Origin of the sequence: Mycobacterium sp. NPDC050041 (assembly GCF_049541695.1) — a bacterium.
In the GTDB taxonomy this organism is placed as follows: domain Bacteria; phylum Actinomycetota; class Actinomycetes; order Mycobacteriales; family Mycobacteriaceae; genus Mycobacterium.
On record NZ_JBMVDG010000001.1, the window covers coordinates 388,237 to 413,196 of the forward strand.

The window sequence follows — 24,960 nt, forward strand, 5'->3', positions numbered from 1 at the left end:
GACGGCCCGTCAGAACACCCGGATCCAGTCGATCAGCATGTCGGCGGGGTAATTCCCTCCGGCAGGCTCACGACCGCCGGAGCCACCGACGGCGATGTTGAACACCGGGGCCATCGTGTAACCCGGGTCGTTGAACGGCCACTCCGGCAGAGAGTTCGACGGCACCTCGAAGAACGGCTGCATCCCGGGCTGGTAGTCCTTCCAGAAGTACATCCCGGTCGGCAACCACGTCATGCGCCAGGTGTGCCATTCCGAGTCGACCGGGTGCTTGTTGGTCTGGAACTGCGTCCCGTCCAGCCGCGCGTGCACAGTGGTGCCCGACGGCCAGTCCCGGTTGCCGTACCACTCCACCAGGTCGACCTCACCGCCTCGCACGGGGTTGTCGTTCAGCAGCCAGAAGGCCGGCCACGCGCCGTCGGTCAGGCAGTTGAGTTTGATCCGGGCTTCCCAGGTCGTCCCGACACCGCCGCGCCAATTGCCGATGACCTTCGCGCTGGCGTACTTCTCCTGGATGGTGGCGCCCGCACCGCGGGTGGCCCGGATGACCAGGTTCCCCTCTCCGTCCTGGAACACGTGCTCCTGGTCAGTGACGTAACGGCCCATGTTGAAGGGCTTGTCCCATTCGACGGGGTTCCGGATCATTTCGCGGGCCGGAACGATGAACCACGACGCGGGATTCGGCGGCGCACCGGCCGGTCCGTCGAATTCGTCGGAGAACAAAAGCCCAGTTCCTGGGTCCGCGGCGGTCACCGGCAGGCCCGGCACACCGGGGGGCGGCCCGGGCGGCGCGTCGCCGATCACCGGCTGAGCCCCAGCCTTGGGCAGGGGCAGCGCGGCAACCGCCACACCGAACCCCAACATCAACATTGCGCTTCGGCGATCCATGCTCGACACCCCCAAACCGTAAACGGAACCGACGGAAAACTGGGTGCAAACCCCCCCAATGTCTCTCGAATGGCCGGCAACGGGTCTGGCACGGCACCAGAAATGCCGTCCCCCCGACCCGAGATACGGCCTTAGGATCGATCCACACCTTCGGCTGTCACGGGGAGATCAGTCATGGCCACACGGCAGTCCTTCCGCGCACTGGTGACGGCCCTGGCCGTGTTGATCGCGGTGGTGGTCGGTGGTTGGTCGCCTCCCCCGGCCCACGCCGACGAGGCCGCATGCCCCGCCCAGGTCGCCTCGCTTCAAGCGACCATGGCCAAGATCGACGACCACAATGCGCGCGGGCTCCCCGGCGGGGTCGGTCCGCCGGAGATCGTCGGCCCGTACAACCGTGAAGCCGATCAACTCAACGCCGAGAAGGCCGCCAAACTCGGCCAGCTGCAGGCCTGTGCCGCGGTCACCGACAAGCTCCGCGCCGGGGGTCCGCCCACAAAACCGCTGAACAAGGCTGCGCTGGACAACATCAGCGACGGCAAGACGAAGATCCCGAGCGGGTGGACCCCGCCCAGTCCGCTGCCCACACTCGGCACGCGGATCACGATCCCGCCGAACAGCCCGCTCAAGCCGCTATGGGATGCCGTCAACAAGCAGAAGAGCCCGGAGTATCCCTATCCGAACGTCTCACTGCAGGGCGCGCCGCGACCGGCGAGCACCGACAGGCACCCGTCGCAGCCGGATAGGCCCATCGGGACCAATGCCAGAGGCGGACCGGCGGTCTCGGCCGATCACATCGTGCCGAAGGTGGAGATCATGTACCTGCCGCGGTTCACCGAACTGACACCCGAGAACATGTGGCTCGTGCTCAACGCGCCGGTCAACCTGCAATGGCTGCCCACCGTGGTGAATGCGAAGAACAAGAACTCGCGCTCGGCCGCCGACATGCAGGGTGTCGATCCGCAATGGCAGGACGAGCAGGTCGCCCTGCAGGACGAGAAGCGTCGCGAACTGACCGAGTTGATCGCGCAACTGGCCGACAGCCAGCAGCCCTAGCGGCGGGAGGTTCCATCGATGGCCGGAACGGACTACGAGGCACTCGCGGCCGCGATGCCCTGGGAGACAGATCCGTTCACGATCCTCGAGCCCGGGGAACAGACTCGGGCGGTGATCCCGCAGGAATGGTGGTCGATCGCCGAATCGGCCGATCCCGAGGAGCGCAAGCATGCCGCACTCGCCCTGTGGAACGACGAATTCTTGGCGCTGATACCGCAATTCGCGCAGGCGTTGCGCGACGAACTCGTCGACGTCCGCGTCGTCGAACACCCCTGGATCGGCGCTCCGTCGCTCGACTACGTGGTGGCCGTGAGCGCCGGTGAGGGGTACGCCGTGTGGATGGGCGAGAACCCGGCGACGTTCGGCGACGACGATCCGCCGTTGTTCGACTCGCTGCCGCAGCCCGTGCAGACCTTCCTGCGCCGGGTGCACGCCGGTTTCACTACGTGGGACCGCGAGTCGTGCGGTCTCACCCCGCCCTCGATCATGACCACGCTCGCGGCGCACTGGGGCGATCCCGAGGACTCCTCCCGGATCGAGTGGTACGAGACGGAAGCGGATCCGCCCGAGATGCGCCGCCTACTGCGGGTCACCGGTCGCGGACCGCACGGTGACCTCCTGACGTCCCCGGACCTGCCCGCCGGGAGTGCGGTCACGTACTTCGAACCCGACTTCGAGCTGAAGCCGTTCGGCGAATCCCTCGACCTGTTCATGACCATGCCGTTGGAAGAGTGACCATGACATTCCCAGGACCGTGGCCGGGGCCCCAGCCGGACCCCTTCTCGCACCCGCAGCAACCGTCGCCGCCACAGCAGTGGACAGGGCCGCCGGGCTGGGGGCCGCCACCCCCGCCGCCGCAGTGGGGACCTCCTGGCGTGCCGCCGTACGGCGGACCTCCCTACGGCGGACCCCCGCACGGCGGACCTCCTTACGGCGGGCCGCCGCCGAAACGCCCGGGTCGCAAGTGGGTGATCGTCGCCGTCGTCGGCGTGCTGGCCGTGGCGGCGATCGCCGGGGGCGTCTGGGGCTACCTGCATCACCAGAGCGAGAAGCAGCTGGCCGGCATCCGCGACACGGTCAACCAGTTCGCCGAGGCATCGGACACGGCCGACACCGACAAGATGTCGGCGCTCATGTGCGAGGCCGAAGCCGAGCAGTTCGCCGACGGCATGGAGGGCACCGACGAGGGCGGTCCCATCAAAGCGGATGACCGCCGTGCCGTGAATTTCGGCGCCATCTCCGTCGACGGCGACAACGCCACCGTCGAGGTCACCCGTCCGCCCGCGCCGCGCGTCACGCTCAAGCTCCTGCGCGAGGACGGCGTGTGGAAGCTCTGTAACCCGGCCTGACCCGCGACCGCGCGAGCTGAGATTTCCCTCAGGGCGATGCTGTGACAGGGATCACATGTACGCCTCCGCGAGGGCCGAGCGTAGGCGAATTCCTGCGCGAACCACTATTCACTTTTACTGCTTTCTGAAGCGAACACCGGCCTTCGCATCGCTCAAAAGGCGTCCGCCACATCGCTCCATACTTAGGGTAGCTTATTTAGGCTAGCCTGCCCTATAAGCAACGGTCAGGGTAGGTGCCGTCGATACCGCCGAGTTCGCTCAGATTACGGCCGACCATGCCGCCGTGGGGCGCTACCTTTCGCCGATCGGACAGCCGCCTCATTGACGCGGCAGGCAATTCTGCGTCAAGTTGCCGACACCGTGACAGCTAAGGGATCCGCTGACAGTTTTGTCTCAGGTTCCTCACAGCCGATTTTCGAGTCGAGATCGTCTCCGCAGGTGAGACGTAGGCATTGTTCCTCAGGTAACGCTCAGCTACTGTCCGTCTGCCTGATAAGGCAACCCTCAGTTACTTAGACCAGGAGACCAAGTGCAGCAAGTCCCAAGCCTCGACTCGGGCCGGCATCACGCCGATTCGCAGTCGCGCGTCAGCAAGTTCGTGGCCGCCGGTGTGGCGGTCGTCGGAGCCGGTGCGATCGCCGTCAGTCCGGTGTCACCCGTTACCGACGACATCAGGATTCAGGAGCGCGCAATACAGCTCTCAGCGGTGGCGAACCCCATCACCGAGTACCAGAAAACCATCACCGCAGCGCTGGCAAATCTGAGTCTCATCAGCGCAGGAACTCAGGTCTCGTCGAACGCCCTGGGTCAGGCACTGACCAGTCCCGCGCTCTACGAACAGCTGGCGACTTTCGTCGGTGGCAACATCCTGAATCCACTTCCGTTGTTGACTGAACTGGCCGAGTTCCAGGAAACCTACGGGGCCATCATCAGCACGGGCTTCGAAGGGTCCTCTGCCGCGACGCAGACAGCGCTGCAGAATCTGCCCACCGTCCTGCAAAACACGCTCAATTTCCTCGCCGATGGTGAGTTCGTCGAAGCATTCAGCGAGCTCGACATCTATTTCCTCGTTCAGTTGCTCGAACGCCCGGCCAGACCACTGTTCCCGGTGCTCGAGATCCCCGGCGACTTCCTGGCGAGTCTTCCCGGCGGGCAGATCCCCGGCGCGCTGGTCGACTCACTGCTGGTCGGACGCGCCAGTGGTTATGCCAGGGCATTGCTCGCGCCGGCGTTGACCCTGGGTCTGCAAACAGCGATCATCCTCGATGACGTGCGCGCCTCCCTGGAGGCGGGAGACACTGAACAGGCGCTCAGCGACCTGATCAACCTGCCGGGGAGGGCGCTGAATGCCTTCGTCAACGGGTTCGACCCCTCCGGCGAGGGAATCGGTTCCTCGTGGCAGGGATTGCTCAGCGATCGGGGACCCGTCGACTTCTTCACAGTCGACCTGCCCAACGCGATCGCAGCGGCGCTGAAGGTTCCGACGACGCAGGCGGTCACCGGTCTCAACGCTCCATCGGTCGAGACATCTCGCGTGGCATCCGGTGAAGTGACTTCGGCCGCAAGCACCGTGACGCTGGCGATCGAACAGGCCCCTGAGGTCAAGCCGCAATCCGCCCCCGCGGCCGCCCTCGGCACCCCGTCGACAGGCGCGACGATCGTCGATGCGACCACGGTGCCGAGCACCGGCGAGGTCAAGGAGATCATCGAGGTTGACGGCGCGGGCGAGGCTCCCGCTGCGACCACGCCGGTCAAGAAGGGCTACAAGCCTGGTGACGGTCTCAAGGCGCTCAAGAAGGCCGGGGACGACTTCAACAAGGGCGTTAAGAGCTTCACGGACTCACTGAAGCCCAAGAAGAAGACCACCGAGTCGGAGGACAAGAAGGGCGACGCCGAAACCAAGGCAGAAACCGACACCAAGGACGACAAGCCCAAGTCCGACGACAACAAGTCGGAAGGTTCCGAGAGCTGACTCGAAACCCGTAACAGCGACGGCCCCCTCGGCGAAGAGGGGGCCGTCGTGTTTCCGTAGCGCAATGTCGCTTCGGCGTCAGTCGAATTTCTATCGAATCCGCCTACACCCGGCCGATGGGGACGCTGCCCGTGCCGAGCCCGTTAACTCGGCCAATCATGAGGCGCGGTGAGCCGGCCGTCAGCGGAAGTAGAGCTCATCCCCGGTTGGGAAGCCGCCGCCGGTGGTGGTGATGTGGACGTGGTCGAAGTGGCCATCTGCGCCGCGCACCCCGCTCGGTGTGATGTAGCGCCCGCGCCAGATGGCGTCCTGCATACCGAACCGCTCGGCGTTCTTCAGCACGAACGCGACGATCTCGTTGCCCAGCGCGATGCCCGCGTCCGACGTCGGGTTGGGGATCATCACGTCGAGGGCCAGACCGTTGGGATGCCACCGCAGCGCATCGGACCGCACGCCGCCGATCTCGTTGATCTCCGGGAAGGCGGCGCTGATGCTGCGCGCGGTCAGGATCGTCTTGACCTGCAGACCGCTCTCGGGCGCGTCGCCGGCCTGCAGAATCCGTTCGGCCTTGGCCGTCTCGACGATCCGGTACCTCGACGCGGGAGGCGCCTGCACGGGGATCGGGTCGGCCGACGCCGGCATCCACGCCAGCGCGGGCGCGGCCCCGGCGACGAGTTCCACGCAACACGGCGACCCTTGATCGGGAGCGGGGGCCACCTGGGCCTCGGGCCGCTTGGCGTCGGGCGAGACGTCGGCGCCCGCGGCGATGAAGACGGCGGCCGGGGCAGCGAACGCGCCGAGGAGTACCGATACCCGTCGGCGGTCGGCGGTCATCGAATGCCTACCCACCCGATGCACCATAGAGGGACATTCCCGCGAATGTCACGGTCGAGTCACGGAGTTGTCACGGCAACGAATCGGACCTTTCGGCCGATTCACCATTATCGGCCGCAAATCCGCAGCTCAGCCGCGTGATGTCGAAGATCACCGCTGATCACCCCCGAATTTTCTCTCAATGAATTCTTAGTGCGATCGGTCCGGGTAACGACACGGCACGACGCGGTCAGCCGCGACGCGTGAACGGTCACACCGCCAGACGTTCGACGCTGACGTCACCCGAACGCAGGAGCTCTGCGCTCGCGTCGATGATCTGCAACACCGCCCGACGGTCGAACCCGAGCTGGCGGGCGATGGCCTGGGGCGTCAGCTCGCGTTCGTAGCTCAGGTGCAGCACGCCTGCGACATCGTCGGCGGAAAGCCCGCGCAGGTTGTCGCGTGACGCGATCGCCTCCGCCATCGTCTCCCAGGGCTGACGGGCCGCGGTGCCGATGTCCGCCGAGACCCGGCGGCCGGGTTCCTCGGCGAGCTCGGTGACCGTTGCGTCGGCCTCGCTGTCCGCGCCGCCGACGTCGGTTTCGACGTCGTCGGTCTCCGGCGGCCCGGGAATGCGGCTGAGCAGGCTCAGGCCGTGCGTGGCCGCCAACAGACTCACCGGCGCCACCACGGCGATCGCCGCCGCCAGCCAGGGATTCATCGGCCCGCCTGCCGGGATGACCGCGTGCAGGGCGTTGGCGCCGACGCTCACGGCGGCCGCGCACGTCAGCACGGCCCAGAAGTAGCGGCGGCTGCGTGCCTGGTCGGGAATCCCGGCGAGCACCACCACGGCCATCGTCGCCTGCAGGATCGTCCCGTCGACGATCAGCGGCCACAGCCAGGCGAGCTGCGCGGGGATGCCGGCCCGGGCCGCAAGGTCACGCAGCGCGGCGAAGGACAGAACGAAGCTCGCGATGCCGATACCCGCGGTGATCAGCACCGCCGCGGATCGGGTGAGGGTCAGTGACCGTCGTGGCCGGCTCATGGCAGGCGATCCTGCCGAAGGCCACCGACAGATCCGTCAGCCTCCGGGACCCTGCAACCGGTTGATGAGCGGCAGCCGGCCGATGATGCGGTCGCGAAGGCGCGGCTGGGGCTGCTGGACCGGAGGCACGGTGCCGTCGGGGCGCGGCGGCACATAGGCCGGGTTGCCGGGCGTGAACCCGGGCGGCGCGCCCTCGACCGCAGGCACCGACGGAGCGGCCGGCGGCACGTAGGCCGGCGGTGCGGGCGGCACATAGGCCGGCACTACCGGTTCGGGCAACCCCTGCGGCGCGGGATCGGCGGCCGGCGGTTCCCAGGCAGGCGCCTCGGGTGCGGGCGCCGCTTCCACCGGTTCGACCGGCAGCACCTCGGGCGGCGCCGGAGCCGCCGCGGGCGGGTCGATGTCGACGGGCGGCGCGGCAGGCGCGGGGCGCGGCGGCAGCTTCTGGGGGCGCGACGGCAGCTGCTCCACCGGCTCCTGGACAAGGGCGGCCTTGGCCGTCTGTTCGGACTCGCTGGCCGTCTGCTCGTGCTCGGGCGTGGAACTCGGGGTCAGGGCGACCGACAGCGACACCACGAAGGTGACCACCGCGGCGACGAGCACCCCGCCCACCGCAGCCACCCGCGGCGTGACGAACCGTCGCGTGCCGGCGGGGGCCGGCGCGGCGGCGAAGCCGAGGTCGAGATCGTAGGTGCTGCGGGCAGAGGCCAGCGCTGCGCCGCGGGCGAGCGCCAGGTCGGCTTCTGCGGCGGAGATCACCGCGAGTCCCGTCGCGCCCAGTGCTACGACCACATCGTCCAGATCGCCGGCCGAGCCGAGCACGTAGACGTCGGCGGGTTCGGACGCGCAGCCGTCGACCAGCGCGGTCAGCCAGTGCGCCAGGTCGGCGGCGTCACCCGCACCGAAGCGTTCGACGACGTCGACCACCACCTCGTGCGCGTCGACGACCGCGGCCACCGCCGCATCCGGTTCGACCACACAGACCGCGACGTCGTCGACGCCCGCGATGTCGCCGATCCCCGTCGCCAGGGCGGCCGCGGCATCTGACTCCGACACCGCGATCACGTTGTCCGCACCCTTGTCGGCGAGCAGTTCGAGCACCGTTGAAGCCGCAGCGGTGGCGCTACCGAGCCAGGTGACCCCGATCGCGCGAGGACGGCGGCCCGGGACCGCGGCGAAGGGGCCCTCGCCGAGGACCGCGTCCACCAGGTCATTAAGGCCGTCGTCGGCGCCGCCGAGTTCCAGGGTGCCCTTGTCGATCGTGGCTCCCTCGCCGGTCGCCCCTTCGACCAGCACGAAACGAATGGCAGCCGACGTTATCGAGAGGCCGAGTACTAGGTCCACTGATACGTTCCCGATCTGCTTGTCAGTCGGACCGAGATTACCGTCGTCCACCCGGGTTGGTGCAATCCCTGGCTACGCCGAGCCCGCTACCTGCGGCGATGCGCGGCTACCCTGAGAGAATGAGGCTTCGGAGGGTGTCGGCGATCGTGTCGGTCATCCTGATCGCCAAGGTCGTGCTGATCGGCTGGGTGGCGTGGGGGCGGGCGGCGATGATCGGCCGGACGCCGGAATTCGGCGCCGGCGCGGTGCTGGTGATCGGGTTGATCGGCGCGAGCCTGGCCGTTCTGGTGATCGCCGCCCTGCGGGTCAGGGCGTCCGCTGCCAGAGGCACTCGCCGCTGAGCGGCGAGCTCACACCTTGCTCAGATCCGTTCGCATCGTCTTGACCTGGTAGTCGTCCCACGTCGAGATGTTCCAGTAGAGGTACTGCTGATCGCTGGCGGAGACGTTGGCGGTGGACGACCAGGGGTGGATCATCGGCGCGTAGAGGCCGGGCATCTTCGACGAGGTCACCAGCGTGGTGGGCGCCGACCACACGCCCTCCGGCCGGTCCGCCTTGCGCATGACGACGTTGTTGTTCTGGTCGGTGTAGAGCATCACGTACTTCTTCTCGTAAGCGTTGTACTGCACCGACATCTCGCCCACGGTGGGGTACGTGGTGTTCTTGACCAGGCCGAACCACGATGTCGTCGTCGTCCCCGGCAGGATGGGCTTCGCCGCCGCCGGGTTGTTGTTCACCCACGACGAGCCGTTCCAGTACTGATACTTGGTCTGGTCGAGGATCTCCTTCTCGTTGACCCGCGACAGGTAGGCGGTGCCGCCGCGGCCGGCCGGCGTGCCGAAGGCGTACACGAAGCCGTCCGTCTTCGGTTCCCCGGTCACCGGATCGGTGACCGGCACACCGTTGGCGTCGACGACCGCGCCCTTGACGTAGGCGAACTGCTGGAAGTTCTCGTTGCCCGCGACGAACGGCTGGGTCGAGCGTCCCCAGGCGGCGGGCCGCACCGAGGACACCGGAACGGTGCGCCAATTCTGGCCGTTGTCATCGGAATACGCGATCGCCGAGTAGTTCGTGGTCCACCGGCCCGGGGTGTCCCATGACCGAACCGACATGAAGTTGATGTACTGCCGGGTCGCCCCGTTGACGCCCGCGCCGGGAACGGAGATCGCCGCGGTGGGGATGATCGTCACCTCGGGTCCGACGGCGTAGCCGTACTTCCCGATGATCTCGCGCGAGTACCTGTCGACCGACATCGGCGATCCGCTGTACGTGCCGGGGTCGTGAATGATGCCGTCCTGCACGTACATTCCATTGGACAGCGTGTTGTCATAGCTGCGGAACAGGGTGTTCATCCGCCACCCGGTCTGCCGCACCGGGTTGTCGCCGTAGAAGGTGTCGCCGAACGCGACCAGCACCTGGTGTTCGTTGACCGGCGTGAGCGGGTTGTCGCGAATGCCGTTGTCCCACATGATGCCCAGATCGGTGCCACCGATACCGAATCGGTCGTAGGTCTTGTTGAAACTGTTGCGGCCGGTGACGGCGGTGATGAAGTCGGTGTTGGCACTGACGGGAACCGGTGTGACCACATTGCTGGTGGCGGGGTCCGGGGTGGCGACCAGCGCCGTTGAGGTGGTGGCGGCCGTCGTCAGCGAGGTGGCGGCCGTCGTGACCGCGGCGGTCTTCGACGTGACGGCGGCCGTCGACGTCACCTGTTCGGTCTCCCGTCGTGCGGCCACCGCCATCAGCGCCCCGAGCGCCCATGGCGACGTCGGCGCGGCGGGCAGATTGGACAGTGATCCGAGGCCGAAGGCCGCGAGCAGCCGGTTGACGATGCGCGTCGCGGGCGCCGGTGCCGGCACCGCCGCTGTGGGAGCGGCAGCCAGCGCCGAAGCGACCTGCGCACTGGCCGACGCCACCGACGTCACCGCCGTGGTGACCGCCGTCGCCACGGAGCGGGTCTCGCTCACCGCGGTGAGTGCCTTGGTCTCCAGCTCGGGCCCGGACGCGACCTTGTCGACGACCACCGCGCGTGCGGAGGCCGTCGGGCGCGCGATCTCGACCTGGATCTTGGGCGCGCGGGCGTCTCGTGCCGACGTCCGGGGCCGGATCGAGGCGGACGACGGCTCACGTGGCGCCTCCGCCACCGGACCTCCGCCCCCCGCGGGGGTGGCCGGATCGCCGGTGACTTCCTCGATACCCTCGTCGTCGACGTCGACGAGGTCGGATCCCTCGGCGCGTTCGGCGTCCTCGCCTGCCTTCTTCCCGCTGACCTTCGGGCTGAGCTGAACACCGATGGCGTCCAACGTCTTCAACACTCCCGAGCGCCTCGCCGGACGCGACGGCCATGACGACTTCTTCTTCTTCACACCTGTGGCGGGCGCCTCGTCATCCGCTGCCGTCGGCGCATCCTTCGCCGCATCCTTCGCCGCGTCCTTCGAGGTGTCTTTCGCGGTGTCTTTCGCGGTGTCTTTGGACTCGTCCTGCGACGTGTCGTTCGATGTGGTGTCGGACGTGGAGGACTCCTCCGCCCATGCCACCCCGGTACCGCCGGAGACCACGGCGATGCCTACCCCCAGCGCCACTGCCAGTCCGCCGACACGCCCCACGTACGCCGATGCACCCATTGTTCCGCCCTCGAAGCCATTCCCCCGACGGAAAGGAGTTCCGGCGGCGCACGGCCGCCGGTCGCCCCAAACTAGACCCCGACAGCCACACCGGCACCACTTTCGGCAAAAATATTCGCAGGCGTCAACACATTTCCGGCTCACTCCGCGCGGCTACGCACCAACGTCCAATGGTTGCCGTCGGCGTCGCGACGATAGGACAACTCGTCGAGCACCCGGTGGGCGATCGCCAGACCACGACCTCGCTCCGACAGGCCGTCGGGCATCTCGGCCTGCGACAGGTCGACCGGAGCCGGACGGCCGTCATCGGTGAAGACAGCGCGCACCGATTCGGGAAGCACGTGCACCTCCATCCGGAGGTGCACGGGCCTGCCACCACCGGAGTGTTCGATGATGTTGGCCCCGATCTCGCCGGCGGCGAGATCCATGTGCATGCGCACCATCTCCGGGAGATCGTGCGCGGACCACACACTGTCGAGGGTCTGCTGGATCGCGTCCAGCGTGTCCGGTCCGGTGGTGGTGTGCAGGACATGGGGCCCGTCAGGTTGCGCCATCGAACGCACCGTCTACTGAATCATGGACGCGCAGCACGCGATTGAGGTTCGTCAGTTCCAGCACGGTGACCACTTGCCGCGTCGGCGCCGCGATGCGCAGGTCACCCCCGGCCTGACGGGCCGCCTTGAGTCCGGAGATCAGCGCGCCCAGGCCCGACGAGTCGATGAATTCGGTTCCGCTGAGGTCGACGACCAGCTTCGTGCTGCCCGCCTCGACGAGGGAGTGCAGCTGCTTGCGCAGACCGGGTGCCGCGACCATGTTGAGCCGCCCCTCCGGTCTGATCACCGTCGTATCGGATGCCGTTGTACGCGTGGGATATTGAGTCATAGCGCTCCTTCCGATCGATATCCGCGGTAGCGAACCGCCTGGATCACTACGCTGAGAATCAGCAGGTCGAACAGCACCCAGAAGAGGTTCACCCCGACGCCGAGGACGGAGATGGCGCCCAGGTACAGCTGGATGATCCCGATCACCGACGCGACCACCAGCATCGCCATCGCCGCCAGCTGCCACTTGACCAGGTGCCACGGCGTGGCGCCGACCGCCTGACGGGTCTTCGGCGTCACCGCGAACCCGAGTGGCCGTCCGAAGTAGACGTTGCGGAATGCGGTCACACACGCCCGGATCCACACCGGGAACAGCGCCAGGCTGTACTGCTGGCCCCGCCAGGTCGGGGTGCCCCGGCTGATGATGATGAACATCAGTTGGTTCAGGAGCAGGAACGGAATGAGCCGCCCGAAGAAATCCCAGCTGTAGGCCTGCACCGGCATGATGCCGGTGATCAGGTAGATGGCAGGGGCTGCGATGTAGGCCAGGGCGGCGAAACCGGCGAGGTAGCTGTACATGGTCGACCAGTACATGAACTTCTGACCCAGGCTGAGACCCTTCTGAACGAAGGGATTCTCCCGCAGCATCACCTGTATCGTGCCCTGCGCCCATCGCAGGCGCTGGGTCAGCATGGTGCCGGCGTCCTCCGGTGCCAGTCCCTCGCAGAGCTTTTCGTGGTGATAGGCCGATCGCCATCCCATCGAGTGCAGTCGCATGCACGTCGCCATGTCCTCGGTGACCGAGATGGTCGCCATCGGTAGCACCGGTTGCGCCTCGTCGTCACGATCGACGTCCACCGCCCGGATCATGGCCCGGATCGACTCGATCGCACCGAGCGGCGACCACTCGCGGTCCGCCAGCGTGGCGAGGGCCTCGTCGTCGAACAGGAGATCGGCCGACGGGTCCTCGAGGTCGGCACTCATGGCGGCGATCATCTCGAGATCTGCGCGCATCGTCATGATGTCGGAATCGACCAGGGTGCGCGCCGCGGCGTCGATCCGCTGCTGGAACGTATAGGTGATGTCGGCGAGTGGTCGCTTGTCACGCAGTTCCCGGCGGGCGTCGCGGACGGCGTCGCGGACCGCGTCGAGGGCGGCCTGGGCCTCCCGCTCATCGGATCCGATCTGTCCTGCGGTCTGTTTGAGGATCTTGTCCGCCGTGTACAGCGTGCGTTTGATGCCCTCCTCGATCGCCCGCACATATCCGCGAATGCCGAGTTGCATCAGCGCTTCCCGGCGCAGAACCGCATTGGAGCCACAGAAGTACGCGGCGTTCCAGCCGTCCTTGCCCTGCTGGATCGGGCCGTAGAACAACGGCGCCTGACTGCCCAGCGGGTCGCTCATGGGGACGTTGTGGAAGAACTGCGGCGTCTGGACCAGCGCCATGTACGGATCTCGGAAATAACCGAGCGTGTTGTCCAGGATCTCCGGAACCGGTACCTGGTCCGCGTCGAGCATCAGGATGAATTCGCCGTCGGTCTCGAACAGCGCGTTGTTCAGGTTGCCCGCCTTGGCGTGGCGGGGCTTGTCCTGAGTCCAATGCGCCGACCGGGTGATGTAGCCGACGCCCTTGCCGGCCGCGGCATCGGCCAGTTCCCGACGGTCGCCGTCGTCGAGGATCCACGTGCTGTGCGGGTACCGGATGTCCTGCGCCGCCTTGGCGGTCGCCATCACCATCTCGATCGGTTCGTTGTAGGTGGTGATGAACACGTCGACGGTGGCGCCGTCGGGCGGCGGTTCCGGTGGATTCCGGCGAAGCATCCGCCACATCGTCAACCCGAAGAGTTGGGAGTCGATCACGCTGTAGGTCTCCGCCACCACCAACGGAACGGCGATCCACCACGCCGTCCAGTTCACCGACGCCACCCACCGCCACACGATGTAGTTGACGCCCAGGATCACCGTCGCCAGGATCAGGCCTCGCAGCCATGGGGAGGGATACCGCCCGGCGGCGGCGTGCGGCATCTGGTGCCTCATGGCAGCTCGCGGCGTACGGCCACCAGGGTGACGTCGTCCAGCGGCGGGGTACTCGCATGCAGGCTGCGGGCGAAGTCACACAGTTCGGCCGGTTCGCGGTACTGGGATACCAGCTGCAGCGCGGGCCGGACGTCGCTGCCGTCGCCGACCAGATCGAGGACTCCGTCTGAGGCGATGACCAGCGTGTCACCGGGTTGCAGCGTCACCTCGCCGCGCGTCCAGCTGTATCCGGGCAGCACGCCGACGGGGAGGTCGGCGCTGTTGAGGGGTTCCACCCGGGAATCGTCGCGGATCACCGCCGCGAAGCCGTGGCCCGCGTCGACGAATTCCACCCGGCCACTGTCGGTGTCGAGCTTGGCGTGGAAGAGCGTCACGAAGGTGTCGGTACTGGCCAGGTCCTCGCTCAATTGCGCGGCAATGGAATTCACCGTGTCCGCGACGTCGACAGCGGTCGCCGTGAGGCGGTCGACTGCCCTTGAGGCGGCCCGCAGGGACGATCGCACGCTGGCCGCAAGGATGGCGGCGCCCAGTCCCTTACCCATCACGTCCGCGACGGTGAACATGGCGCCGCCCTGCACGCGGTAGTGGTCATAGAAGTCGCCACCCACCGCGTAGGCCGGTAGGCACATCGCGCACACCGAGTAACCCGGCAGGTCGCCCAGCGGCCGGGGAAGCAGTTGCCGCTGGACGGCCGACGCCCGCTCCAGGTCGTCGGTGCTCTCCAGCTCACGTTGTGCCCATGCGGCGAGCTCCTTGAAAGCCTCCAGTTCCGAGCCCGCCAGTGCCCGCGGCTTGTTGTCGAAGATGCAGAAGGTTCCCACCGGGTGACCGCCGGGGCCGTAGAGCGGGTAGCCCGCGTAGAACCTGATGCCGTCACCGCCGACGCCCGGCACGCACGCGAACTCGGTGTCGGCGGCGTCCTCGAGGATCAACGCCGGCTCCTCCGGGTGCTGGTAGGTGCGGGCGATGGTGGCCTGACACACCGAGTTGCGCCGCGTCGTCTGGGGGCCCAGGGAGAGGCCGTCGGCTTGCTTGAACCACTGGCGGTCGCGATCGATCAGGTTCACCGATGCCATCGGCACGCCGAACACGCAGCGCGCCATCCGGGTGATGCGGGCGAACCGGTCCTCTGGGGGCGTGTCGAGGATGTGCATCTGCTCGAGGGAACGCACCCTCTCGTCCTCCACCTCCGGCGGCAGCGCGTACCGCTGAAGCAACGTATCGGTGTTCATGCCGCCACCTCACCCAGCGATGCGGCCATCGCCGCGGCCGCGGCCGCGGTGCTGGTCAGTCGCCAATCGGTCTCTTTGTCGTGGTGGAACCAGATGAAGCCGGTCACCTGCGGCTCGGCGGCCGTCATGCGCACGAGCTCGCCGATCCACTCGGCCTTGTCGCCGCCCGCCTCGGCGCAACCGACCTCGGTGACCAGGATGGGCTTGCCGTCACTGAGCCGGCGCAGCTCGGACAGCCCGTGGCCGAAGATCTCCGTCGGTCCGGTCCACCGGCTCCCGGGCAGGGTGGTGCCCCAGTTGTAGCCGTCGATCCCGAGCACGTCGACGCACTCGTCGCCCGGGTACCAGTCGGCGAGCGGTTCATCGGAGATCGGCCCCGCGTCCGGCGCCCACACCCATCGGACGTTGGTGGCGCCGCGCTCGCAGAAGATGTGGTGGACGTGCCGCCACGCCGCGACGTACTCCTCGGCGGACGTTCCTGCCCCGGTGGACCACGGATACCAGGTGCCGTTGAATTCATGGGCAAATCTGAGAAGGACGCCGTGGCGCACACCGGCGAGTTCGTCGGCCCACCCTCGGAGGTAATCGTCGTAGCAACCCGAATTGATCTTGGGGAGAATGGCGCCGACGGCTTCTGCGGACGCGTCGTGCCACAGCCGGGGCTCCCAGGTGATGACGGGTTCGGCGGCTCGTCCGATCACCGCATCGATCTTCGCCACCGGCGGTGGAGAGGCAAAATCCTCGTACCAGAGCTCGAATTCGGGAGGAGTGCCCACCGCGTCACCCACCTCCGCGAGTTCCTGCGCGGCCAGCGGCCCTCCCTGCGTGCTCACCCCGAAACGCAACCCACCGGCCATTCGCCTCCCGCCGTCCAGCAAATTGCCCCGATTCAACCATAGGCATCGGCGCCGGTTGAATGGGCCCGAACGACCGAAGTGGCTCGAGCACAGTGATGTCAGTACCGGTCACTAACGTGACGCCGATGCCCCACCTCATTCGCCACATCCTGGTGGAGTCGGCCGATCCCGCGGCGCTCCTGCAGTTCTGGTCGGCCCTGCTGGAACCGCCGGTGGTCGACGACAGGGCGGTCAACCTCGGCGAGGGTGCGGCGCTGCGGTTCGCCGCCACGGCTGAGCCCAAGCAGGTGAAGAACCGACTGCACCTCGACCTGGCCTCCACCTCCGCCGAGCATCAGGCCGACCTGGTTCGCACCGCCCGCGGACTCGGTGCGCAACCGGTCGACGTCGGCCAGTCGGATGTGCCGTGGGTGGTGCTGGCGGATCCCGGCGGCAACGAATTCTGCGTGCTGGAACCGCGCGAGGAGTACCGCGGTGTCGGACCCGTCGCCGCGGTCGTGATCGATGCGCTCGATCCCCCTGCGCAGGCGGAGTTCTGGGCCGGACTGACCGGGCTGCCTCTCACCCGGTCACATCCGCAGTTCGCGTCGCTGCGCCAGGAGGGACGCTTCTGGGTGGAGTTCATTCGCGTCGATACGCCCAAGATGGTGCGCAACCGGGTCCACCTCGTCCTCGCGGCCGACGACGGAGACCTGCCCCAGACGGATCCGGAGGGCAACGAGATCCTCGGCTGCTGACGGGGTTCTGCGGCCACACCGCCGCGGTTGATCGGTGTCAGGGCCCGAACGCATCTCGAGGGGCAACGCTCCTGTCAAGGTGCAGTCAGGTCGTTCGCCTAGTCCTGAGAATGCGAACAGGGCTGTGCGCGTTCCGATTCAACAGCCCTCAGTGCAATCTCGGGCGTAGGGCCGCAGTCGGTCCCTGGTTCAGGGCGGCGCCTCCACGAGGCCGGCGGGCGCGGCGTCAGGGTCCGAACGGCGACGGCTGATACGGGTTCTGGGGCTGAGCCGGCACCTGGATCGGGATCGGCACCGGGACGAACGGCACCGTGACGTAGGTCGTCGTCATCGGGTTCGTCGTGGTGGTCCGCGTCGTGGTGGTGGTCGGCGGTGTCGTCGTCGTGGACGGCGTCGTCGTGGTCGTGGTGGTGGTCGTGGTGGTGGTGGTGGTCGTCGGCGCCGCCGTGGTGGTGACGGCCTGCGTCGACGGCGGCGGCGGAGGCGGCGCGGGTGCCTGCGTCGTGGGTGGCGGCGGCGGTGGTGGGGGCGGTGGCTCGCTGATCACCGTGAGCGCCGGCGGCGGTGGCGCCGCGCTCGGGGGCGGCGGCGCGCCGGCAGGCACCTTGGTGGTCTCCACCTGCGTGCTCGGCGTGGTGCTGCTCGAACTCGTCAGCCCGTAGGCCACGCCGCCGACCGCGACGAGGGCCACCACAGCTGCCAGGCCGATCACGATCTGCGGCAAACCGAGCCACGGTCGGCGCTGTTCGATCGGTCCAGTGCCGGGCACGTACTGAACGGGCGGCCGCGCTCCGGTCGCGCCGCCGTCGAGTCCGCTGTCGAAGCCACTGGAGTAGGGGCTGTCGTACGCCTCGCCGCCGGTGTACGCCACGGGCTCGGCGGCGTTGTCGTCGTCCTGCGACCAGGCGAGTGCCCGGAACGTCGCCGAACCGGGCGCGTCCGCTGCACCCTCCACCACCGGCGGGACGACGACCGTCGGCGCAACGCCGGTCTGCGCGTCCGACGTCGGCCCGTAGGCGGCGAACAGTGCGGCGCCCACCGCGGCGTCGAGAGCCGGTTGCGGTGTGGTCACCACCGGCGCCCGTGAGTACTCCGAGAGCCGCTGGGTGATCAGCGGAATGCTCGCCCCGCCACCGATGGTGACCAAGGCGGAGACATTCGCCCATCCGATCCTGTTGCGCTCCAACGCATTGTCGAGCGCGGACAGTACGCCGTTCAGCGGGATGTCGGCCATGTCGTCGAGCTCGGCGCGGGTGACCCGGACCGTCGAACCGAAGCCGGGCAGCTCGACGGGCAGCTCGGTCGCGGTGACCGCCGAGAGCCGCTCCTTGGCCGCGCGGCACTCGTCCCGCAGCCGGCTCAGCAATCCGACGGCCGCGGTGCCGGCCGGATCCACGCCCCCCGCGGCGGCCACGCCCTCCAGCACGTGGGTGAGCAACGCCTGGTCCAGTTGGTCGCCGGAGAAGTCGGCGATCCGGGTGGTCTCGTCGATCGGCTCGAACAGCGCCCCGGCGTCGGCCAGGGTGATGCTGGTGCCGCTGCCGCCGAAGTCGAGCAGTGCCACCACGCCCTGCGACGGCAGCCCGGGGTCGGCGTTCAGTGCCGACAGGGAGGCGACGGCGTCGGGCACCAGCCGCACCGGCGTACCGCCCGGCGCGAATCGCGGGTTGGTGCGCAATGCGCTGCGCAGCGCCCACAGCGTGGAGGCGCCCCAGTGCGCGGGCACGGCGATCGACACGTCCGGCGAGCCGGTCCCGCCGGCGACATCGATCATCGCGTCGAGCGCCTCGACGAGCAGCGCCTCCGCCCGGTAGGACGAACCGTCGGCGGCGACCAGCGGCACCGGATCGCCGACCCGATCCACGAATCCGCTGAGCACCACGCCAGGGCCGGCACCGTGTTCGGTAGTCGAGCCGACCTGGGGCGTGCGGTCGCCGAACAGGGTCAGCACCGAACGTCGCGTCACGGGTCGGTCGCCGACTCGCGCCGCAACCAGGTTGGTGGTGCCGATCGACAACCCCAGGGGGTCGCTCATAACGCCCCACACCCTAGCGCCCCGGAACCGGTTCGGCCGCCAGACACTCCGCGCCGAGCTGCGCCAACCGCGTTCGGCCAACAAGGTTTTGGCATCCTCAGCAACGCTCCACCAACGGCGTCACCGGTAATTGACGCGCGCGCGGCAACCGTTCGGCGTGCGGGGCGGGCGCGTTTGGCGACAGCGCCGCTGGGTATCTCGTGTCCATGACGTCACTCTGGCTCGCCGACCGCGTTCAACAGGCGGCACATCCCTCATCGGTGTCCTCGGACTTCGACCGCAACGCCGACGTCGTGGTGGTGGGCGCGGGCATCACCGGCCTCACCACGGCCGTGCTGCTGGCCCGCGCCGGCCGCAACGTGCTCGTCCTCGAGGCGTTCACCGTGGGTGCCGGCGCCACCGGGAACACCACCGCGAAGATCAGTCTGCTGCAGGGCAGCAAGATGTCGAAGATCCTCGGCAAGCACGGGCCGAAGATCGCGACGATGTACGCCGAGGGAAACCGCGAGGGTCAGGAGTGGCTGCTCGGCTACTGCGACGCGCGCGGCATCTCGGTACAGCGCGAGGACGCCTTCACCTACGCCCAGACCGAGAAGGGTGTCAGTTCCGCGCGACAGGAACTCGAGGCCTGCCAGGCCGCCGGCCTGGCCGCGGACTGGGTCGACGACGCCGACGTGCCGTTCGAGTTCAACGGCGGTGTGCGCCTTGCCGATCAGGCCCAGTTCGATCCGATGCCGTACCTGGACAGCCTCGTCGTCGAACTCGACGAGCGCGGCGGCCGGCTGGTGCAGAGCACGCGGGTGCAGAAGGTGTCCGGGCACGGTGACGGGCTCGCGCTGAGTGTGCGCACCTCGGCCGGCGACGAATTCGACGTTCACGCCAAGCAGTGCGTGCTGGCGACCGGGATCCCCATCCTCGACCGCGGTGGCTTCTTCGCCCGGCTCAAGCCGCAGCGGTCCTACTGCATGGCCTACAAGGTGCCCGGCACCCTGACTCGCGGGATGTACCTCTCGGTCGACTCGCCCACCCGGTCGGTGCGCTACGCGCCCACCCCCGACGGCGATCGCCTGGTCGTCGGCGGGGCGGGCCATCCCGTGGGCCGCGAGAAGAGTCCGTCGTCGTCGGTGCAGGAGCTCGACTCCTGGGCCAAGCAGCACTACCCGGGCGCCATGCAGACCCACTACTGGTCAGCGCAGGACTACACGCCCGCCGACGAGCTGCCCTACGTCGGGCCGATCCTGCCCGGCGACGACAAGATCTTCGTGGCAACGGGTTTCGACAAATGGGGGATGACCAACGGTGTCGCAGCGGCGTTGGCACTGTCCGGCCGCATCCTCGGTGGCCGGATGGACTGGGCCGACGCCTTCGCCAGTTGGAGTCCGCACGAGCTGTCCGGGATCCCGAAGGCGTTGCAGGCCAACCTCGAGGTCGGCTTCAACCTGGCCAAGGGCTGGATCACGCCGGTCACCCGCATCTCGGACCGGTCGCCGGAGTCCGGCGGGGTGGTGAGCGGCCCGCCGTGGCACCTGGAGGCCCGCTGCGTGGTCGACGGCGTCGAACACCGGGTCTCACCGGTGTGCCCGCACCTGGGCGGCATCGTCAACTGGAATGACGCCGACGAGGCGTGGGAATGCCCGCTGCACGGCTCGCGGTTCGCGCCGGACGGCACGCTGTTGGAGGGTCCTGCGACCAGGGGGCTGACTGCATCCGTACAGTCAGCGCATGGGTGACATCGACGACATCAAGCAGGTCAAGTACCGCTACCTGCGAGCGCTGGACACCAAGGACTGGGAGACGTTCGCCGCCACCCTCACCGAGGACGTCTCCGGCGATTACGGCGAATCACTGGGCGAGGACCACCGTTTCACCGACCGGGACGGTCTCGTGGAGTTCATGCGCACGTCGCTGGGGCCGGAGATCGTCACCGAGCACCGCGTCAGCCACCCGGAGATCACGGTGGACGGCGACGAGGCATCGGGGACCTGGTATCTGCAGGACCGGGTGATCGCGGCCGACTTCAACTTCATGCTGATCGGCGCCGCGTTCTACCGCGACCGCTACCGGCGCACTCCCGACGGCTGGAAGATCAGCGCCACCGGCTACGACCGCACGTATGACGCGAGCATGTCGCTGGAGAACCTGAACTTCAAACTCAAGAAGGGCCGCGCGCTGCACCTGTAGACACCGCCCGGTGCCCTACTGGGCAACGGCGATCAGCGCGCCGGGGCGCAGCCAGCGCATGATGCGCACCAGGGTCCGATCATCGATGGCGACGCAGCCAGCGGTGGGTCCACCGTCGGTGCTGTGCAGGAAGAACGCGCCGCCGTTGCCGGGCACCCTGGCCTTGTTGACACCCATCACGACGGCGTGGGCGTACTGCGGGATCTGGAGATTCTCGGTGCCGCTGGCGGGCGACGTGTTGAACGGGCACCGGTCCTTCTTGCACACCTGCATGGTGTTGTAGGTGGGACTCTTCATGTCGCCGTCCCACCAGTGGTCCGGTCCGACCTGGACGTACTGCAGTCCCCCACCCGGATTCGGTTCGGTGCCGAAGGCGAAGTCCAGGGTGAACACCCCCATCGGCGTCTTCATCTGACCGTCGTGGGTCTGCGGAGCCATCCCGTTGGCGCCGATGAACGCCGGAATCCCGGCACCGACCGGCTGCCAACCCGCCGCCGTGCGCTCGTAGACGTCCACCTTTGCCTTCGAACCACCAACGCCGACAACGGATATCACCTGGGTGGCGGCCCCGACCGAGTGGGCGAACCACGGCGCTGCGGCACCCGCAGGCGCCGCAGGCAGCACGGAGAGCACCGCCGCCGCACAGAGCAGGATCGACAACCGGCGCACACACCCATCGTCGACGCCGCCGCTCTCGGTCCTGTCAACGTTGGGACACGATCAGGTCGCAACCGGGTGGGAGCGTCGCGGCCGAGGCCGGTCCGGTTTTGTTGTCAAGGGGAGCGGCTACGTTGATGCCATGGAACTGCCGATCCGCCGCCGCCGTGAAGGCCTCCGCCAGATCGGCCGTGGGCTGGGGACACTCGACCGCGAGGTCTTCGAAGCCATCGCCGAATCCCCGAGCCCATTGCTCGACTCGGTGATGCCCCGGCTGACGCGGGCCGCGGACCACTCGAAGCTGTGGTTCGCCCTCGCCGCCGCGCTCGGAGCGTTCGGCAGCGCGTCGGTGAAACGCGGCGCCGCCCGAGGGGTGATCACCCTGGCGGCCACCAGCCTGGTGACCAACCAGGGCGCCAAGAAGATCTGGAAGCGGGCCCGGCCGAACTACATCATGGTGCCGCTGGCCCGGCGGTCCCGGCGGTTCCCGACATCGAACTCGCTGCCGTCGGGCCATTCCGCCAGTGCGGCGGCCTTCGCCGTCGGCGTGGGGCTGGAGAGCCCCCCGGTGGGGTTGGGGCTGGCGCTGTTGGCCGGCCTCGTCGGCATGTCGCGCATCGCGGTCGGGGCGCACTATCCGGGCGACGTCCTCGCCGGCCTGGGTCTCGGCGCAGGTCTGGCCGTCCTCGGCGGACGCATCGTGCCGACCGCGGTGCCGACGAAGATGCCGACGGCGGCACCGCTGCGCGTCGAGACCGATCCGCGCCCCGAGGGCGCAGGCGTGACGCTGGTGATCAACCCGGCGTCGGGCAGCGGAACCGGAGCCCGGGTGGTCGACGAGGTCCGCCAGGCGCTGCCCCAGGCCAAGATCGTGGAACTGAGCGGCGACGAGGACCTGAAGACGGTCATGAGGTCGGCTGCCGAGAGCGCCGAGGTGCTGGCCGTCGGCGGCGGCGACGGGACGGTGGCGTGCGCGGCCGAGGTCGCCGTCGAACTGGGGATGCCGCTGGCGGTGTTCCCCGGCGGCACGTTCAATCACTTCGCCAAGGACATCGGCTGCGACACCGTGGCGAAGACGGTCGACACCATCCGGCGGGGCCACGTCTCCTGTGTGGACCTGGTGTGCCTGAACGAGAAGGACACGGTGATCAACACCGCCAGCATCGGGGCGTACCCGATGTTCGTCCAGACCCGGGAGAAGTTCGAGCACCGCATCGGCAAACCGCTGGCCGGCGTCTACGCGATGTTCTACACGTTGCGGCGGGGCGTACCCGTGCGCATCGAGTACGACAACCACACGCTGCAGACGTCGCTGTTCTTCCTGGGCAACTCGACGTATCTGCCGTCGGGCTTCGCGCCCGCCCGGCGACACAAGATGGATGACGGCCTGATGGATGTGCGGATCCTCGAGACCGGCAGGCGGTTCAGCCGACTGCGGATCCTGGTGGCCCTGATGCTCGGTCGGCTCACCCGCAGCCCGCTCTACCACGAGATGCGGGTGCCCGAGTTCACCTTCACCGCGGTGGACGGGCCGACGGAGCTGGCCCGCGACGGCGAGATCGGAACCGTCTGCGACAAGGCGAGCTTCAGCGTTCGCTACCGGGCACTGCAGGTGTTTCGTCCGCTGCCCTGACCCGCGGCGGCACCAGCAGCAGGCAGAGTACGAACCAGGCATAGCCGAGCGCCCAGCCGGCCAGCACGTCGGACGGGTGATGGACGTTGAGCACCACACGGGCGAGGCCGATGGTCACCACGACCACGCCGCCGAACACCGCCAGCGGGACGCGACGTCCCGGCCGCACCGCGGGCCAGACGACGGTGAGCACCGCGAGCACGATGGCCATCAGCCCGAGCGCATGCCCGGACGGGAACGACGTCGAGTTGGCGGCGACGAAGGCGCTGGATGGCCGCGGGCGGTCGGCTGCGGCCTTCGCCAGCTCGGTGACGAGGCCGCTCAACACGACGGAGAACACCAGGAACACGGCGAGGCGATGCCGCCGCCGGACGAACGCCCAGACGATCACGAACACCGACAGGATCCGGATCACCACCGGGTTGACCACCGTGCAGTACACGTCCCAGCCGGTCACCCAGGCCGGATGGGCAGAGCCGAACCGGTGCAGCGGGTCGAGCGCGGCCGAATCCATCGCCTGCTGCCAATGCCAGCCCTGCGCGAAGCCCACCCACAACGCCGCGTAAATCGCCACGGCGACGAGGGCGGAAGCGATGAGCACCGCGCGCCGATTCATCTCATCAGCTGTATCACGCCGGGCCCTCAGCTACCTTTTGATCATGGCGCTGCTACGCAAGTTGCTCCGGATCGGCAAACTCCCCGACGACATGCGCGCGCAGGTCGAGGCCGAGGGCGTCATCTTCTCCGCTGAATTCCTCAGCGCGGTGGTGCGGTTCACCGGTCAGGTGCCGGGCCGGCGGTCGGTCGGACTGGTCCGCGGCTACGGCGGCGCACTCGTGCTGACCAACCGGCGCGTCCTTGCGACGCTCTCGGCCATCCCGGGCAAGGCCGGGCGGTCGGTGGACCAGCCGTGGACCGCCGCGCAGAGCGGCATGGTCGCCGGCACCCTGTCCGAAACGGGCCTGCTCCTCGACATCGCCGACCTCGCCGTCGTCCATCCCGACTTCTCCGGCCAGTTCTCGCTGACCTACAAGACCGCCCTGCCCGCCGACGTGCTCACCCGAATTCCCACCCGATCCATCGGTTTCGATGTTCCCCCCAAGTTCGTCTACAGCGCTCTCGGCATCCCCCGCGGCTGAGCTACCGTGCAGAGATGGCCGTAATCGTCCGCAAGCTGCTGCGCATCGGAAAGCTACCGGGTGAGCTGCGCTCCCAGGTCGAGTCCGAGGGTGTGCTCCTGCTCGCCGAATACGTCCCGGTGACCCGGCGGTTCAGCGGGTCGATCCCGGGCAAGCGCGCCACCGGCAGCGTCGCCGGCTACGCGGGCTCGCTCGCCCTGACCGACCAGCGGGTGCTGGCGACACTGTCGACGGTGCCCAAGCTCGCGGGCCGCACCATCGACCAGCCGTGGTCGGCGCCGCAGACCGGCGCCGTGACCGCCGAGATCTCGCCCTCCGGGCTGAAACTCGACGTCGACATCGCGGCCGTCGACGAACGCTGCGAAGGCAGCCTCTCGCTGTACTACAAGCACGACATCCCCGACGAGGTGCTCAGCCGCCTGCCCGCACGGACGCTGGCCTTCGACGTGCCGCCGGAGTGGGTGTTCCGCGCCGTCGGCGTCCCCTACCACCCCTGAGGCGTCGGCGGGGTCGCCGTTTGGCGTCCGGGTCCCGGGGTACCAGCCG

The 24,960-nt window shown here is 68.3% G+C and carries 24 protein-coding genes; 11 read left to right on the forward strand and 13 right to left on the reverse strand.

Annotation, left to right across the window (positions count from 1 at the left end):
- Positions 1-9: 9 nt before the first annotated feature.
- Positions 10-885, reverse strand: a complete 876-nt coding sequence (locus tag ACPCHZ_RS02035; RefSeq protein ID WP_423483204.1) for a glycoside hydrolase family 16 protein — start codon at positions 883-885, stop codon at positions 10-12.
- A 174-nt stretch (positions 886-1,059) separates the two neighbouring features.
- On the opposite strand from ACPCHZ_RS02035, the gene ACPCHZ_RS02040 reads away from it, so the two are divergent.
- The 4 genes from ACPCHZ_RS02040 to ACPCHZ_RS02055 all read left to right on the forward strand — a co-directional run bounded on the left by ACPCHZ_RS02040 (position 1,060) and on the right by ACPCHZ_RS02055 (position 5,259).
- The gene (locus ACPCHZ_RS02040; protein WP_423483205.1) at positions 1,060-1,938 is read left to right on the forward strand and encodes a hypothetical protein; all 879 of its coding nucleotides are present in this window, start codon (positions 1,060-1,062) and stop codon (positions 1,936-1,938) included.
- Positions 1,939-1,956: 18 nt separating this feature from the next.
- The gene (locus ACPCHZ_RS02045; RefSeq protein WP_423483206.1) at positions 1,957-2,673 is read left to right on the forward strand and encodes a hypothetical protein; all 717 of its coding nucleotides are present in this window, start codon (positions 1,957-1,959) and stop codon (positions 2,671-2,673) included.
- Positions 2,674-2,675: 2 nt separating this feature from the next.
- The gene (locus ACPCHZ_RS02050; protein WP_423483207.1) at positions 2,676-3,287 is read left to right on the forward strand and encodes a hypothetical protein; all 612 of its coding nucleotides are present in this window, start codon (positions 2,676-2,678) and stop codon (positions 3,285-3,287) included.
- Positions 3,288-3,816: 529 nt separating this feature from the next.
- Positions 3,817-5,259, forward strand: coding sequence for a hypothetical protein (locus ACPCHZ_RS02055; RefSeq protein ID WP_423483208.1), 1,443 nt, complete (start codon positions 3,817-3,819; stop codon positions 5,257-5,259).
- A gap of 180 nt (positions 5,260-5,439) precedes the next feature.
- On the opposite strand, the gene ACPCHZ_RS02060 is transcribed toward ACPCHZ_RS02055, so the two are convergent.
- The 3 genes from ACPCHZ_RS02060 to ACPCHZ_RS02070 all read right to left on the reverse strand — a co-directional run bounded on the left by ACPCHZ_RS02060 (position 5,440) and on the right by ACPCHZ_RS02070 (position 8,512).
- Positions 5,440-6,108, reverse strand: a complete 669-nt coding sequence (locus ACPCHZ_RS02060; RefSeq protein ID WP_423483209.1) for a hypothetical protein — start codon at positions 6,106-6,108, stop codon at positions 5,440-5,442.
- 235 nt (positions 6,109-6,343) lie between these two features.
- The gene (locus ACPCHZ_RS02065; RefSeq protein WP_423483210.1) at positions 6,344-7,117 is read right to left on the reverse strand and encodes a DUF2637 domain-containing protein; all 774 of its coding nucleotides are present in this window, start codon (positions 7,115-7,117) and stop codon (positions 6,344-6,346) included.
- Positions 7,118-7,153: 36 nt separating this feature from the next.
- A complete protein-coding gene (locus tag ACPCHZ_RS02070; protein ID WP_423483211.1) occupies positions 7,154-8,512 on the reverse strand; it encodes a DUF7159 family protein in 1,359 nt (452 codons plus the stop codon).
- Positions 8,513-8,580: 68 nt separating this feature from the next.
- On the opposite strand from ACPCHZ_RS02070, the gene ACPCHZ_RS02075 reads away from it, so the two are divergent.
- On the forward strand, positions 8,581-8,802 hold the full coding sequence (locus ACPCHZ_RS02075; RefSeq protein ID WP_423483212.1) for a hypothetical protein: 222 nt from the start codon (positions 8,581-8,583) through the stop codon (positions 8,800-8,802).
- A 9-nt stretch (positions 8,803-8,811) separates the two neighbouring features.
- On the opposite strand, the gene ACPCHZ_RS02080 is transcribed toward ACPCHZ_RS02075, so the two are convergent.
- From ACPCHZ_RS02080 to ACPCHZ_RS02105, 6 genes are all read right to left on the reverse strand, one after another.
- The gene (locus ACPCHZ_RS02080; RefSeq protein ID WP_423483213.1) at positions 8,812-11,085 is read right to left on the reverse strand and encodes a DUF4185 domain-containing protein; all 2,274 of its coding nucleotides are present in this window, start codon (positions 11,083-11,085) and stop codon (positions 8,812-8,814) included.
- Between the two features lie 140 nt (positions 11,086-11,225).
- The gene (locus ACPCHZ_RS02085) at positions 11,226-11,639 is read right to left on the reverse strand and encodes an ATP-binding protein (RefSeq protein ID WP_423483214.1); all 414 of its coding nucleotides are present in this window, start codon (positions 11,637-11,639) and stop codon (positions 11,226-11,228) included.
- Positions 11,626-11,967 carry an STAS domain-containing protein gene (locus ACPCHZ_RS02090; protein ID WP_364977203.1) on the reverse strand — a complete coding sequence of 114 codons (342 nt, stop codon included), beginning with the start codon at positions 11,965-11,967 and terminating at the stop codon, positions 11,626-11,628. The genes ACPCHZ_RS02085 and ACPCHZ_RS02090 overlap by 14 nt, the downstream gene beginning before the upstream one ends.
- The gene (locus tag ACPCHZ_RS02095) at positions 11,964-13,943 is read right to left on the reverse strand and encodes a glycosyltransferase (RefSeq protein WP_423483215.1); all 1,980 of its coding nucleotides are present in this window, start codon (positions 13,941-13,943) and stop codon (positions 11,964-11,966) included. The genes ACPCHZ_RS02090 and ACPCHZ_RS02095 overlap by 4 nt, the downstream gene beginning before the upstream one ends.
- Complete coding sequence (locus tag ACPCHZ_RS02100; RefSeq protein WP_423483216.1) at positions 13,940-15,175, reverse strand: GAF domain-containing SpoIIE family protein phosphatase; 1,236 nt, start codon at positions 15,173-15,175, stop codon at positions 13,940-13,942. The genes ACPCHZ_RS02095 and ACPCHZ_RS02100 overlap by 4 nt, the downstream gene beginning before the upstream one ends.
- Positions 15,172-16,008 (reverse strand): glycoside hydrolase family 26 protein, encoded by an 837-nt coding sequence (locus tag ACPCHZ_RS02105; protein ID WP_423483217.1) that lies wholly within the window; start codon positions 16,006-16,008, stop codon positions 15,172-15,174. The genes ACPCHZ_RS02100 and ACPCHZ_RS02105 overlap by 4 nt, the downstream gene beginning before the upstream one ends.
- Positions 16,009-16,157: 149 nt before the next feature.
- Here ACPCHZ_RS02105 and ACPCHZ_RS02110 point away from each other — a divergent pair, with 149 nt between their 5' ends.
- On the forward strand, positions 16,158-16,769 hold the full coding sequence (locus ACPCHZ_RS02110; RefSeq protein WP_423483218.1) for a VOC family protein: 612 nt from the start codon (positions 16,158-16,160) through the stop codon (positions 16,767-16,769).
- A gap of 226 nt (positions 16,770-16,995) precedes the next feature.
- Here the strand turns inward: ACPCHZ_RS02110 and ACPCHZ_RS02115 are convergent, their stop codons facing one another.
- Complete coding sequence (locus ACPCHZ_RS02115) at positions 16,996-18,804, reverse strand: Hsp70 family protein (protein WP_423483219.1); 1,809 nt, start codon at positions 18,802-18,804, stop codon at positions 16,996-16,998.
- A 206-nt stretch (positions 18,805-19,010) separates the two neighbouring features.
- Between ACPCHZ_RS02115 and ACPCHZ_RS02120 the strand changes: the two genes are divergently transcribed.
- On the forward strand, positions 19,011-20,534 hold the full coding sequence (locus ACPCHZ_RS02120) for an FAD-dependent oxidoreductase (RefSeq protein ID WP_423483220.1): 1,524 nt from the start codon (positions 19,011-19,013) through the stop codon (positions 20,532-20,534).
- The gene (locus tag ACPCHZ_RS02125; RefSeq protein ID WP_423483221.1) at positions 20,527-20,985 is read left to right on the forward strand and encodes a nuclear transport factor 2 family protein; all 459 of its coding nucleotides are present in this window, start codon (positions 20,527-20,529) and stop codon (positions 20,983-20,985) included. Before ACPCHZ_RS02120 ends, ACPCHZ_RS02125 begins: the two co-directional genes overlap by 8 nt.
- Positions 20,986-21,000: 15 nt before the next feature.
- Here ACPCHZ_RS02125 and ACPCHZ_RS02130 read toward each other — a convergent pair whose 3' ends face one another.
- Positions 21,001-21,654 (reverse strand): L,D-transpeptidase family protein, encoded by a 654-nt coding sequence (locus ACPCHZ_RS02130; RefSeq protein ID WP_423483222.1) that lies wholly within the window; start codon positions 21,652-21,654, stop codon positions 21,001-21,003.
- Positions 21,655-21,784: 130 nt separating this feature from the next.
- On the opposite strand from ACPCHZ_RS02130, the gene ACPCHZ_RS02135 reads away from it, so the two are divergent.
- Entirely contained in the window at positions 21,785-23,275 is a 1,491-nt protein-coding gene (locus ACPCHZ_RS02135; protein ID WP_423483223.1) for a bifunctional phosphatase PAP2/diacylglycerol kinase family protein, read from the forward strand.
- Here the strand turns inward: ACPCHZ_RS02135 and ACPCHZ_RS02140 are convergent.
- Positions 23,229-23,891, reverse strand: coding sequence for a phosphatase PAP2 family protein (locus ACPCHZ_RS02140; RefSeq protein WP_423483224.1), 663 nt, complete (start codon positions 23,889-23,891; stop codon positions 23,229-23,231). The two genes, ACPCHZ_RS02135 and ACPCHZ_RS02140, sit on opposite strands and share 47 nt — an antisense overlap.
- A 43-nt stretch (positions 23,892-23,934) precedes the next feature.
- Between ACPCHZ_RS02140 and ACPCHZ_RS02145 the strand changes: the two genes are divergently transcribed.
- Both ACPCHZ_RS02145 and ACPCHZ_RS02150 read left to right on the forward strand, forming a co-directional pair.
- Entirely contained in the window at positions 23,935-24,414 is a 480-nt protein-coding gene (locus ACPCHZ_RS02145) for a hypothetical protein (RefSeq protein ID WP_423483225.1), read from the forward strand.
- A 14-nt stretch (positions 24,415-24,428) separates the two neighbouring features.
- Positions 24,429-24,911, forward strand: coding sequence for a hypothetical protein (locus tag ACPCHZ_RS02150; RefSeq protein WP_423483226.1), 483 nt, complete (start codon positions 24,429-24,431; stop codon positions 24,909-24,911).
- The last annotated feature ends 49 nt before the right edge of the window (positions 24,912-24,960 follow it).

What these genes read in the sequence shown, in the direction of transcription:
- ACPCHZ_RS02095 (WP_423483215.1), bottom strand. Translation starts at nt 13,943, where the DNA reads ATGAGGCACCAGATGCCGCACGCCGCCGCCGGGCGGTATCCCTCCCCA.
- ACPCHZ_RS02125 (WP_423483221.1), top strand. Translation starts at nt 20,527, where the DNA reads ATGGGTGACATCGACGACATCAAGCAGGTCAAGTACCGCTACCTGCGA.
- ACPCHZ_RS02035 (WP_423483204.1), bottom strand. Translation starts at nt 885, where the DNA reads ATGGATCGCCGAAGCGCAATGTTGATGTTGGGGTTCGGTGTGGCGGTT.
- ACPCHZ_RS02065 (WP_423483210.1), bottom strand. Translation starts at nt 7,117, where the DNA reads ATGAGCCGGCCACGACGGTCACTGACCCTCACCCGATCCGCGGCGGTG.
- ACPCHZ_RS02110 (WP_423483218.1), top strand. Translation starts at nt 16,158, where the DNA reads ATGCCCCACCTCATTCGCCACATCCTGGTGGAGTCGGCCGATCCCGCG.
- ACPCHZ_RS02090 (WP_364977203.1), bottom strand. Translation starts at nt 11,967, where the DNA reads ATGACTCAATATCCCACGCGTACAACGGCATCCGATACGACGGTGATC.
- ACPCHZ_RS02145 (WP_423483225.1), top strand. Translation starts at nt 23,935, where the DNA reads ATGGCGCTGCTACGCAAGTTGCTCCGGATCGGCAAACTCCCCGACGAC.
- ACPCHZ_RS02045 (WP_423483206.1), top strand. Translation starts at nt 1,957, where the DNA reads ATGGCCGGAACGGACTACGAGGCACTCGCGGCCGCGATGCCCTGGGAG.
- ACPCHZ_RS02150 (WP_423483226.1), top strand. Translation starts at nt 24,429, where the DNA reads ATGGCCGTAATCGTCCGCAAGCTGCTGCGCATCGGAAAGCTACCGGGT.
- ACPCHZ_RS02080 (WP_423483213.1), bottom strand. Translation starts at nt 11,085, where the DNA reads ATGGGTGCATCGGCGTACGTGGGGCGTGTCGGCGGACTGGCAGTGGCG.
- ACPCHZ_RS02050 (WP_423483207.1), top strand. Translation starts at nt 2,676, where the DNA reads ATGACATTCCCAGGACCGTGGCCGGGGCCCCAGCCGGACCCCTTCTCG.
- ACPCHZ_RS02100 (WP_423483216.1), bottom strand. Translation starts at nt 15,175, where the DNA reads ATGAACACCGATACGTTGCTTCAGCGGTACGCGCTGCCGCCGGAGGTG.
- ACPCHZ_RS02075 (WP_423483212.1), top strand. Translation starts at nt 8,581, where the DNA reads ATGAGGCTTCGGAGGGTGTCGGCGATCGTGTCGGTCATCCTGATCGCC.
- ACPCHZ_RS02040 (WP_423483205.1), top strand. Translation starts at nt 1,060, where the DNA reads ATGGCCACACGGCAGTCCTTCCGCGCACTGGTGACGGCCCTGGCCGTG.
- ACPCHZ_RS02115 (WP_423483219.1), bottom strand. Translation starts at nt 18,804, where the DNA reads ATGAGCGACCCCCTGGGGTTGTCGATCGGCACCACCAACCTGGTTGCG.
- ACPCHZ_RS02140 (WP_423483224.1), bottom strand. Translation starts at nt 23,891, where the DNA reads ATGAATCGGCGCGCGGTGCTCATCGCTTCCGCCCTCGTCGCCGTGGCG.
- ACPCHZ_RS02120 (WP_423483220.1), top strand. Translation starts at nt 19,011, where the DNA reads ATGACGTCACTCTGGCTCGCCGACCGCGTTCAACAGGCGGCACATCCC.
- ACPCHZ_RS02135 (WP_423483223.1), top strand. Translation starts at nt 21,785, where the DNA reads ATGGAACTGCCGATCCGCCGCCGCCGTGAAGGCCTCCGCCAGATCGGC.
- ACPCHZ_RS02085 (WP_423483214.1), bottom strand. Translation starts at nt 11,639, where the DNA reads ATGGCGCAACCTGACGGGCCCCATGTCCTGCACACCACCACCGGACCG.